The following is a 10,569-nucleotide window of genomic DNA, read 5'->3' on the forward strand; positions in this document are numbered from 1 at the left end:
GCACCGTCAACGCGACCTCCTCGACTCGACGCAACCAGGGTAGCGGCGCTGCCTGGAAGAGCCCTGGCGATCAGTCGGGGTGGCTGATCTGTTGCTGGCCGGCGCTCAGCACCCGGGCGAGGTTGCCCTGGGTGACGCCGGTCAGACGAATCACGTTGCCGTTGTCGAGCAGCGCCGAGATCTGGCCGCGCTGGTCGGGCGCCAGCTCGGTGATCCGGGCCCAGGGGACCCGGGTGCTGCCGACCAGCGCCCGGACCCGCAGCTCGTCGGCGTAGACGTCGGTGCCGGCCCGCCAGGCCCACACGAAGAGCGCGGCCGGGATGAGCAGGACCGGCGCCAGGCCCCAGGACGCCCCGGCGAGCGGGACCGTGCCGACGAACGCGATGACCGCGGCGACCATGAGCGCGCCGGTCTTGCGGACGCGAAGGAGGGGCTTTCGACTCACTCGCCCATTGTCCCACCTCGCGTTTCGAGAAAGGGACGCGGCAAGGGTTGTCCACAGGCGACGGCCCGGCCGTAACCTGTCGGAGGGACAATCGTTGATCCCAGAGCCGCTCCCCCTTGTCCGACCGGCATCGCAGAGGATCCGTCGACGTGGCAGTGCAACCCCCCGTGCACTCCCGGCTCACCGACCGGGTGGCGCTGCTCGGCGTCCCGGTGGTGGCGGCGGTCGTGCTGCTGGCCGGGGTCGCGGGCCGCATGCCGCCCGAGGCCGCGCTGGCCATCGGGGTCGGCGGCACGGGCCTGTGGGCCGGCACCCATCTGGTCCGGGCCGCCCTCGAGATCCATCACGCCGACGGCACGTTCGTCGCCTGTCGCGGCGCCGGCTTCATCGGCCTGGCCGCGCTGGCGACCGGCCTCACCGCCGTGCTGCCGCTCTGGGGCCCGCCGGCGGCGGGCGTCTGGGCGACCATCGGGTACGGGTTGGCCGCGGCGCTCTATTCCACCGGCGTGCTGTTCCTCCCCGGCAGCGCCACGAACTGGGTGATGCGCACCCGGCGTGCCTTCGACGGCGCCGGCCTGGGGGTGAGCCTCGCGTTCGCGGGTTATCTGATCCCCCCGGTCAAGGACGAGCACCTCGAGACCCTGCCGGTCACCCTGCTCGGCGCGCTCGGCATCTCGATCACGGTGATTGCCGTGCTGCGCAGCCGCCCGCACGGCGGTCCCTCGGTGCGCTGCGGGGCCGGCGCGATCGCCTCGCTGGTGACGCTCGGCATCCTCACCACGATGATCGTGCTCGGCGGCGACGGCCGGCTGCTGCCGCTGCTCGCCCTGCCGATCGTGGCCGGGCTCGTGCTCTCGGCCGACGGCGGCTCCCGGCGCGACCTGCCGCCGCCCCCGCTCGAGCCACGCAGCCCGGATCAATACCTGGCGAGCTATCCGCTGCTGGCGGTGCCGGCCGCCGTCGGCGTGGTCGCCGCCATCTGGCACCTGATCACCGTGCGCGACTTCGACACCGTCGCCATCAGCCTCGGCGTCGGCATGGTGGCCGTGCTGGCGATGCGCGAGCTGCTCGTGGTCCGCGACATCCGGCAGTACGCGGCGCAGCTGCAGACCGCCGAGGCGCACTTCCGCTCGCTGGTGGCCGGCGCCACCGACCTCACCCTGGTCCTGGACGAGCGGCTGCGGATCAGGTGGCAGTCGCCGGCCGCGTCCCGCCTGTTCGGGCTCTCCGACGACGAGGTGGTCGGCCGCGCGTTCGGCGACCTGATCCACCCCGACGATGTCTCCGCCGCCCAGGCGGTGATCGACTCGGTGCTGGCCGGCGAGCACGCCGACGGCCCGCCGGCGCTGGTCACCGCCCGGCTGCGGGACGGCGCCCGGATGTGGCGCGACACCGAGTCGACGATCTCCGACCAGCGCTCGGTGCCCGAGGTGGCCGCCCTGGTGGTGCACGTGCGCGACATCGGCGAGCGCAAGCACCTCGAGCGGGCGCTGCACAAGCTCTCGTACACCGACCAGCTCACCGGCCTGGCCAACCGGCGGGCGCTGATGCGCGACCTGCTGACCTACCGCCGCCGGGCCGGCCAGCAGGGCACACTGCTGGTGATCGACCTGCACGGGCTGGCCGAGACCAACGACAGCCGGGGGCGCGAGACCGGCGACGCCGTGCTGATCGAGGTCGGCCGCCGTATCCGGATGCTGCTCGCCGAGGACGACATCCCGGCCCGGCTGGGCGGCGACGAGTTCGCGGTGCTCACCGGCGACGGCGCGGTGCTGGCGTACGCGCTGGCCAGCCGGATCGCCACGGTGCTGGCCGAGCCGTACGTGCTGCCCGGCGCGGTGGTCGAGCTGCACACCAGCATCGGCCTGGCCGAGCTGGCCGGCGGCGCCGACTCCGACGAGGTGCTGCGCCAGGCCGACCTGGCCCGCAAGCGCGCCCGCCAGCTGGGCCTGGACCGGGTGGAGTGGTACGACCCGGACGTCGAGATGAAGCTCAACCGGCGGATGGAGCTGGAGCAGCAGGTGCTCGGCGCGGCCGAGCGTGGCGAGCTCGATCTGGTCTTCCAGCCGGTGGTCGACCTGCGCGGCCACCAGCCGGTCGGCGTCGAGGCCTTGTTGCGCTGGCGGCACCCCGAGCGGGGCACGATCCTGCCCGGCGAGCTGCTCCCGATCGCGCGGGCGGTCGGCATCGCGGCCGAGATCGACGAGTGGATGCTCGACGCGGCCTGCAAGCACCTGACGGCCTGGTCGACCGGCGACAAGGCGTTCTGGCTGTCGATCAACGTGTCGCCCCGCGAGCTGCTCACGGCCCGCTTTCCCGACCGGGTCGCGACGACGCTCAACCGGTACGGGCTGGTGCCCGAGCGGCTGGTGGTGGAGGTCGCCGAGGACTGGATCGCCGAGGACGTGCCGACGATCGTGGCGTCGCTGGCCGGGCTGCGCAAGCTTGGGGTGCGGGCGGCGCTCGACGACTTCGGGGCCGGGCAGGCGTCGCTGTCGCACCTGCGCCGCCTGCCGGTCGACATGCTCAAGCTGAGCACGTCGCTGGTGAACAGCGCGTCCGATGTGAAGGCTGGCACCGGGCCCGCGGTGATCGACGTCGTGGTGAGCCTGGGCCGCCGGCTCGGCCTGGAGATCGTGGCGAAGGGACTCGAGACCCCCGAGCAGATCGAGCGCGCGGCGAAGGCGGGCTGCCCGTACGGCCAGGGCTTCGCGCTCGGGCGCCCGGCGCCGGCCGAGCGGATCGAGGCGTACCTGGAAAGCCATCGCGCCTGACGCGGCGGGGCCGTGCCTAGCGTGGTGGGGCCGTGCCTAGCGCGGCGGGGCCGTGCCTAGCGCGGCGGGGCCGTGCTCCCGCGGGGCGTCAGGTGGGCGGTGCCGGCCTCCACGTTGCCGACCTGCTTGCCGTCGATCGAGGCCAGCAGCTCGCGGGCCGCGTGCGCGCCGTACTCGGCGATGTCGCGGGTCAGCGCGGTCAGCGGCGGGTGCACCAGGCTGCACAGCGGAGAGTCGTCCCAGGCCACGATGGACAGATCGCCCGGCACGGCCAGGCCCATCTCCTGCGCCACCGCGAGCCCGGCCACCGCCATCACGTCGTTGTCGTAGATGATCGCCGTGGGCCGATCGGTGTCGATCAGCAGCCGCCGGGTGGCGCGGCTGCCCTCTTCGCCCGTGTAGTCCGAAGGCACGGTGATCGCGGACAACCCCAGCGACCCGCAAATGTCGTCGAAAGCCCGCGTACGCGTCTGGGTGTGCAGCAGCCCCGGCAGGCCGCTGACCCGGGCGACCCGCCGGTGACCGAGGGCGACCAGGTAGCGCACCGCCTCGGTGATCGCGCCCGCGTCGTCCGACCAGATCTGCGCGATTGTGCCGGTCTCGCCGGGCCCGCCGATCACCACCGCCGGCAGTTGCAGTTGCTGGAGCACCGGGATGCGGATGTCGTTCTCCCGCAGGTCGGTGACGATCACGCCGTCGATCCGGCGCTCGCCCCACCACCGCCGGTACACCTCGACCTCGAGCTCGGGCGTCGCCACGACCTGGAGGGTCAACGCGTACGACCGGGCCGAGAGCTCGGCCTCGAAACCGCTGATCAGCCCCATGAACCACGGCTCGATGCCGAGGATCCGGGCCGGCCGGCACAGGGTCAGGCCGACGGCACGCGCCGACGCCCCGGACAGTGCACGGGCAGCGCTGTTCGGGTTGAACCCGATTTCCTGGGCGATGGCAACGATGCGCTGCCGCGTCGCCTCGGAGACTCCGGGCTGTCCATTGAGCGCGTACGAGACGGCGCCCTTGGACACGCCCGCCCGCCGCGCGATGTCGGCGATCGTGGGCCGCTTCACTCGGTCTCCCTCTACTTTCCGGCTGAAGCTTACCGGCACGCGAAGCGATAGAGCGCTCTCACGCCACAGCATGGTGACATGAACAAGCGTCGGCGGGTGGGCTTGATCGGTTAAGTGTTGCGGGACACAGGGTTCTTTGTAAACCCCGTTCGACATAGAAGTCCCTTTAGTCCTACTTAACCCTCGCTGACAACGACGGGAAATCAACCTCGCAACACGGTATTGACAGCCATCGAGGTGGGGCTTAGCGTCTCCACAACTTACCCGGTTCAGTAAATTCTCTCCTCTGTGGAGGCGCAATGAAACGGCTTGGCAAAGCCACGGCGGCGGCCGGCCTCGCGGCAACCCTGGCCCTGACGGGCTGCAGCGGGCAGAGCCTCGAGGGCAACAGCGACAAGGCCGAGGGCACGGTCACTCTCAAGATCGCGTTCTGGGGCGACATGGGCCTCGACAAGCTCAAGACCCAGTACGAGGCGGCCCACCCCAACGTGAAGATCGTGCTCAACTCGGGCGAGTACAACGCCCAGCACGAGGACCTGCAGAAGAAGCTGGTCGCCGGCTCCGGCGCCCCGGACATCTCGGCCGTCGACGAGGGCTTCATCGTTCAGTTCCGCAGCCAGGCGGACAAGTTCGTGAACTTCCTCGACAAGGGCGGCGCCGAGTACGAGTCGAAGTACCTGCCCTGGAAGTGGCAGCAGTCCATGTCCACCGACGGCAAGCAGATCGGCCTCGGCACCGACGTCGGCGGCCTGGCCATGTGCTACCGCTCCGACCTGTTCAAGAAGGCCGGCCTGCCCACCGACCGGGACGCGGTCAGCAAGCTCTGGACCACCTGGGACGACTTCATCAACGTCGGCAAGCAGTACACCCAGAAGACCGGCAAGAAGTTCGTCGACTCGGGCACCAACATGTTCAACCCGGTGCTCGCCCAGCAGCCGGTCGGCTTCTTCGACACCAGCGAGCAGCTGCAGATGGAGGGCGGCCCCAAGATCGCGTTCGACGTCAGCATGAAGGCGCTCGACGCCGGCATCTCGGCCAACCTGGCCAGCTTCCAGCCCAACTGGGACCAGGGCTTCAAGAAGGACCAGTTCGCGGTCCTGGCCTGCCCGGCGTGGATGCTCGGCCACATCCAGGACACCGCCCCCGAGCAGAAGGGCAAGTGGGACATCGCCGCGATCCCCGGCGGCGGCGGCAACTGGGGCGGCTCGTGGTGGACCATCCCGAGCCAGGGCAAGAACATCGACGCCGCGGCCGACTTCGTGAAGTGGCTGGTCGCGCCCGAGCAGCAGATCGAGGTCTTCAAGACCGTCGGCAACCTGCCCTCGCAGCCCGCGCTCTACAAGGACCCGGCTGTTCTGGACTACAAGAAGGAGTTCATGAGCAACGCCCCGACCGGCCAGATCTTCGCGGCCACCGCGGAGAACCTCAAGCCGCAGTACCTGGGCAAGAAGGCCGGCCCGACCCGCGTCGCGGTGGAGAACGTGATCACTCGGGTCCAGGAGGGCAAGCTCAAGTCGAGTGAGGCCTGGGCGGTAGCGGTCAAGGAGGCCGAGAAGGCCGCCAACTCCTGATCCTTGTTCGCACGTGTGGCGGGGCGGCGCATGCCGCCCCGCCCGCTCAGTTAGGAGTGGCCGTGTCCCTCACCCAGCTCAGGCCGCCGCCGCAGCACGCGGCGCCGCCGGCCCGGCCCAGCAAGTTCAAGATCTGGATCTATCGTTTCGACACCAAGACGATCCCGTACGTCTTCATCGCGCCGTTCTTCATCCTGTTCGGGATCTTCGGCCTGTTCCCGATCGTGTACAACGCGATCGTGTCGCTGCGTACCTGGCGGCTCGACGAGCCGGACAAGGACGGCTGGGCCGGCTTCGCCAACTTCACCAAGCTGCTCAGCGACTCCGACTTCTGGAACGCGCTGTTCAACACGTTCGGCATCTTCCTGCTCTCGACCGTGCCGCAGCTGCTGCTCGCCCTGATCATCGCCAACCTGCTCAACCGCAAGCTGCGGGGACAGACGTTCTGGCGGATCGGCATCCTGTTGCCGTACCTCACGCCGGTGGTCGCCTCGACGCTGGTGTTCTCGGTCTTCTTCGCCCGCGACAACGGCATGGCCAACTGGTTCCTCTCGCTGGTCGGCTTCGGCCAGGAGCAGCCGCTCGACTGGCGGGCCGAGAAGTGGACCAGCTGGGTCGCGATCGCCACGATGGTCAACTGGAAGTGGATCGGCTACAACGCCTTGCTCTACCTCTCCGCCATGCAGTCGATCCCCAAGGACGTGTACGAGGCGGCGGCGGTCGACGGCGCCGGCCCGTGGCGGCAGCTGTGGCGGATCACCGTGCCCATGATCCAGCCGGTCGTGGTGTTCACCGTGATCCTGTCGACCATCGGGGGGCTGCAGCTGTTCAACGAGCCGATGATGTTCGACCAGAACCCGCAGTCGGCGAGCGGCGGCTCGGCGCACCAGTTCCAGACCATTGCCCAGCTGATCTACAAGGTCGGCTGGAAGGACCTCAATCTCGGGTACGCGGCCGCGATGTCCTGGGCGCTCTTCCTGATCATCCTGGTCGTCGCCGGCATCAACGTCCTGCTCACCAAGCGCATCGGAGGGGACCGGTGACCACCTTCGTGAACCGGGCGCCGCAGGAGACCCGCGGCAGCTGGAAGACGTACCTCGGCCTGGTCGTGGTGCTGCTCGTCTCGGCCTTTCCGGTCTACTGGATGTTCGTCATCGCGACGAGCACCGACGCGGCCGTGTCCCAGATCCCGCCGTCGGTGATCCCCGGCGGCGAGTTCTTCAACAACCTGCGCGAGGTCTTCACGCTGCAGGACGTCTACTTCACGGCCTCGCTGATCAACAGCATGATCGTGTCGAGCGTGATCACCGGGGCGACGCTGTTCTTCTGCTCGCTGGCCGGCTTCGCCTTCGCCAAGCTGCGCTTCCCGGCCCGCAACGCGCTGATGTTCGTGGTGATCCTCACGCTCACCGTGCCCAACCAGCTCGGCGTCGTGGCGCTGTACATCCTGATGGGCAAGCTCGGCTGGAATGGCACCCTGCTCGCGGTGATCGCCCCCGGTCTGGTCAGCGCGTTCGGGGTCTTCTACATGCGGCAGTTCATCGCGCACGCCGTACCCGATGAGCTGGTCGAATCGGCACGCATCGACGGTGCGATGACCATGCGCGTCTACTGGAGCATCGTGCTGCCGGCGATCCGGCCGGCGCTCGCCGTGCTCGGGCTGCTGACCTTCGTGATGGCCTGGAACGACTTTCAGTGGCCGCTGATCACGCTGAACGGCACCGACTTCCCCACCTCGATGGTCGCCCTCAGCGACCTGGCCAGCGGCAACTATGTGATCTATCGCCGCGTGCTGGCGGGTGCCTTCGCGGCTACCGTTCCGTTGATCATTCTGTTGCTGATCGGCGGCCGGCAGATCGTCCGGGGAATCATGGAAGGTGCTGTAAAGAACTGATGAGTTACCGACCTCTGCACGACGGCTGGACCCTCTCCGGCGGCGATGTGAGCGAGCTGCCGGCGAGTGTGCCCGGGTGCGTGCACACCGATCTGCTCGCGGCCGGCCGGATCGAGGACCCGTACCTCGACGAGAACGAGACGAAGCTGTCCTGGATCGGCCGCACGGAGTGGACGTATTCCACCACGTTCGCGGCCACCCTCGACACGCCCCGGATCGACCTCGTCTGCGCGGGCCTCGACACGGTCGCCGGCATCGAGCTGAACGGGCAGGAGGTCGGCCGGACCGCCAACATGCACCGGAGCTACCGCTTCGATGTGCGGTCGCTGCTCCGGGCGGGCGACAACACCTTGAAGATCAAATTCGACAGCCCTTACGCGTACGCCGAGGAGCAGCAACGCCGTCTGGGGAGCCGGCCCAACGCGTACGACGAGCCGTTCAACTTCATCCGCAAGCAGGCCTGCAACTTCGGCTGGGACTGGGGACCCACCCTGGTCACGTCGGGCATCTGGCAGCCGATCGGCCTGCACGGCTGGTCGGTTGCCCGGCTCGCCGAGGTCCGGCCGCAGGTCACGGTGTCGGACGGCACCGGCCGGGTCGAGGTGCGCGTGCGGCTCAAGCGGGCGGCCGAGGATCCGGTGACCATCACTGCTGCGCTGACCAGCGGCGGAAAACCCATGCAAACCCGATGGGAAATCGCCGGCCACCGCGCCACCGCCACTGTCGACGGCATCGAGGCGCTGCTGATCCTGTCCGTCGACGACCCCGCCCTCTGGTGGCCCCGCGGTTACGGCTCCCCGGCCTTGTATGACCTGACCGTGACCGTGGCCTCGGCTGATGGCGACACTTTGGACACATGGTCGCGCCGGATCGGCTTCCGTGACGTGCGCGTCGACCACACCGACGACGCGTTCACCGTGGTCGTCAACGACGTGCCCGTCTTCGTGAAAGGCGTCAACTGGATCCCCGACGACGTCTTCGACAACCGGGTCACCCGTTCGCGGTTGGCGGCCCGCTTCCGGCAGGCGGCCGACGCCAACGTCAATTACCTGCGCGTCTGGGGCGGCGGCCGCTACGAGTCTTCGGACTTCTATGACCTGGCCGACGAGATGGGCTTCCTGGTCGGGCAGGACTTCCTGTTCGCCTGCGCGGCCTACCCCGAGGAGGAGCCGTTCGCCGCCGAGGTCGAGGCCGAGGCCCGCGAGCACGTGGTCCGCCTCAGCTCGCATCCCAGCCTGGTGCTGTGGACGGGCAACAACGAGAACCTGTGGGGTCACGAGGACTGGGACTGGAAGCCCGCCCTGGCCGGCCGCAGCTGGGGCCTCGGCTACTACGTCGAGCTGCTGCCGCGCATCGTGGCCGAGCTCGACCCGACCCGGCCGTACTGGCCCGGCAGCCCGTACTCCGGCGACCTCGCCCGGCACCCGAACGACCCGTCGTCCGGCACCACCCACATCTGGGACGTGTGGAACACCGACGACTACACGAAATACGCCGCGTACCGCCCACGCTTCGTGGCGGAGTTCGGCTTTCAGGCCCCACCCGCGTACGCGACATTGCGGCGCGCCCTGTCCGACCGGCCGTTGGCTCCCGACTCGCCCGGCATGGCCGCCCACCAGAAGGCCGCCGGCGGCGACCGGAAGCTCGCCCGCGGCCTGGCCAACCATTTGCCCGCCGCGCGCGACTTCGACGACTGGCACTATCTGACCCAGCTCAACCAGGCCCGCGCGGTCGCCTTCGGCATCGAGCACTTCCGCGCGCTGCGCCCGCTCTGCATGGGCAGCATCATGTGGCAGCTCAACGACTGCTGGCCGGTCACCTCATGGGCCGCGGTCGACGGCGACGGCCGCAAAAAGCCGCTCTGGTACGCCATGCGCGACGCGTACGCCGACCGCCTGCTCACCCTGCAGCCGCGTACGGGCGCGCCCCTGACCCCCGGCGGCCCGCCACCGGTGCCGGTCGGCGAGGTCTTCACGCCGCCGGGCGCACCCGCCCTGGTCGCCGTCAACGACGGCCGCGAGCCGTGGCCGGTCCGGACCACCGTGACCCGCCGCAACCTGGCCGGCGACATCCTGGCCTCGGCCGCCGTCGAGGTCACCGTCGCCCCCGGCGCGGCGACCACCATCCCGCTGCCCGCCGACGTCACCACCCCCGGCGATCCCACCACCGAGCTGATCGCCACCGACGGCGGTCCACTGTGGTTCTTCGCACTCGACAAGGACGTCCCCTGGCCGGCGCCGTCCTTCACGACCGAGGTCAGCGCCGACGAATCGTCCACAAAGGTCACCGTGACCGCGGAGTCGCTCCTGCGCTCGCTGACGCTCTACCCCGACCGTCTGGACCCCACCGCCGAAACCGACCGTGCCGGCGTCACCCTCCTGCCCGGCGAGTCGGTCACCTTCACCGTCCACTCCACACAGCCACTCGATCCCGCGGCGCTGACGACCCGGCCGGTCCTCCGCTGTGTCAACGACATCGCCGCCGCCGACCTCGCCGGGGGTTCGAGTTTGGGCTGAGCCAACCAGCCGCGTCGTCCCAGCCCGGTGGGCCAATGTGGACCGCTCGACTCAGCCTCCGCGGTCGAGTCCACTTCCGTGCCTCGGGGCCCAACCTGGGCGCGCGCTCCGCTTTGCTCTACCTACCAGCAGGGGCGCGGACAAACTTTGCTCTGCTTACAGAGGAAGCGACAAACTTTGCTCTGACCGGAAAATAGAAGCTTGGCCATGGTGGGGTGTTTGGGCAGGTGGGGGTGCCGGGCCGGTGGCCGGTCCGGGGTGGCGTGTGATGTGTTCAGGCGGCGGCGGTGAGGGTGACGGTG

The 10,569-nt window shown here is 69.6% G+C and carries 7 protein-coding genes; 5 read left to right on the forward strand and 2 right to left on the reverse strand.

Features of this window, described 5'->3' with window-relative positions; genetic code table 11:
* Positions 1-70: 70 nt before the first annotated feature.
* Positions 71-445, reverse strand: coding sequence for a PH domain-containing protein (locus ACFQS1_RS38420; RefSeq protein ID WP_378977597.1), 375 nt, complete (start codon positions 443-445; stop codon positions 71-73).
* 149 nt (positions 446-594) lie between these two features.
* Here ACFQS1_RS38420 and ACFQS1_RS38425 point away from each other — a divergent pair, with 149 nt between their 5' ends.
* Positions 595-3,219 carry a putative bifunctional diguanylate cyclase/phosphodiesterase gene (locus ACFQS1_RS38425; protein ID WP_378977599.1) on the forward strand — a complete coding sequence of 875 codons (2,625 nt, stop codon included), beginning with the start codon at positions 595-597 and terminating at the stop codon, positions 3,217-3,219.
* 56 nt (positions 3,220-3,275) lie between these two features.
* Here ACFQS1_RS38425 and ACFQS1_RS38430 read toward each other — a convergent pair whose 3' ends face one another.
* Positions 3,276-4,286 (reverse strand): LacI family DNA-binding transcriptional regulator, encoded by a 1,011-nt coding sequence (locus tag ACFQS1_RS38430; protein ID WP_378977601.1) that lies wholly within the window; start codon positions 4,284-4,286, stop codon positions 3,276-3,278.
* 299 nt (positions 4,287-4,585) lie between these two features.
* Between ACFQS1_RS38430 and ACFQS1_RS38435 the strand changes: the two genes are divergently transcribed.
* The 4 genes from ACFQS1_RS38435 to ACFQS1_RS38450 all read left to right on the forward strand — a co-directional run bounded on the left by ACFQS1_RS38435 (position 4,586) and on the right by ACFQS1_RS38450 (position 10,267).
* On the forward strand, positions 4,586-5,857 hold the full coding sequence (locus tag ACFQS1_RS38435) for an ABC transporter substrate-binding protein (protein ID WP_378977603.1): 1,272 nt from the start codon (positions 4,586-4,588) through the stop codon (positions 5,855-5,857).
* 62 nt (positions 5,858-5,919) lie between these two features.
* Positions 5,920-6,900 (forward strand): carbohydrate ABC transporter permease, encoded by a 981-nt coding sequence (locus ACFQS1_RS38440; RefSeq protein ID WP_378977605.1) that lies wholly within the window; start codon positions 5,920-5,922, stop codon positions 6,898-6,900.
* Complete coding sequence (locus ACFQS1_RS38445; protein WP_378977607.1) at positions 6,897-7,751, forward strand: carbohydrate ABC transporter permease; 855 nt, start codon at positions 6,897-6,899, stop codon at positions 7,749-7,751. Before ACFQS1_RS38440 ends, ACFQS1_RS38445 begins: the two co-directional genes overlap by 4 nt.
* The gene (locus ACFQS1_RS38450) at positions 7,751-10,267 is read left to right on the forward strand and encodes a glycoside hydrolase family 2 protein (protein WP_378977609.1); all 2,517 of its coding nucleotides are present in this window, start codon (positions 7,751-7,753) and stop codon (positions 10,265-10,267) included. Before ACFQS1_RS38445 ends, ACFQS1_RS38450 begins: the two co-directional genes overlap by 1 nt.
* Positions 10,268-10,569 lie beyond the last annotated feature (302 nt).

It is taken from the genome of Paractinoplanes rhizophilus, from assembly GCF_042664765.1.
Taxonomy (GTDB): domain Bacteria; phylum Actinomycetota; class Actinomycetes; order Mycobacteriales; family Micromonosporaceae; genus Actinoplanes; species Actinoplanes rhizophilus.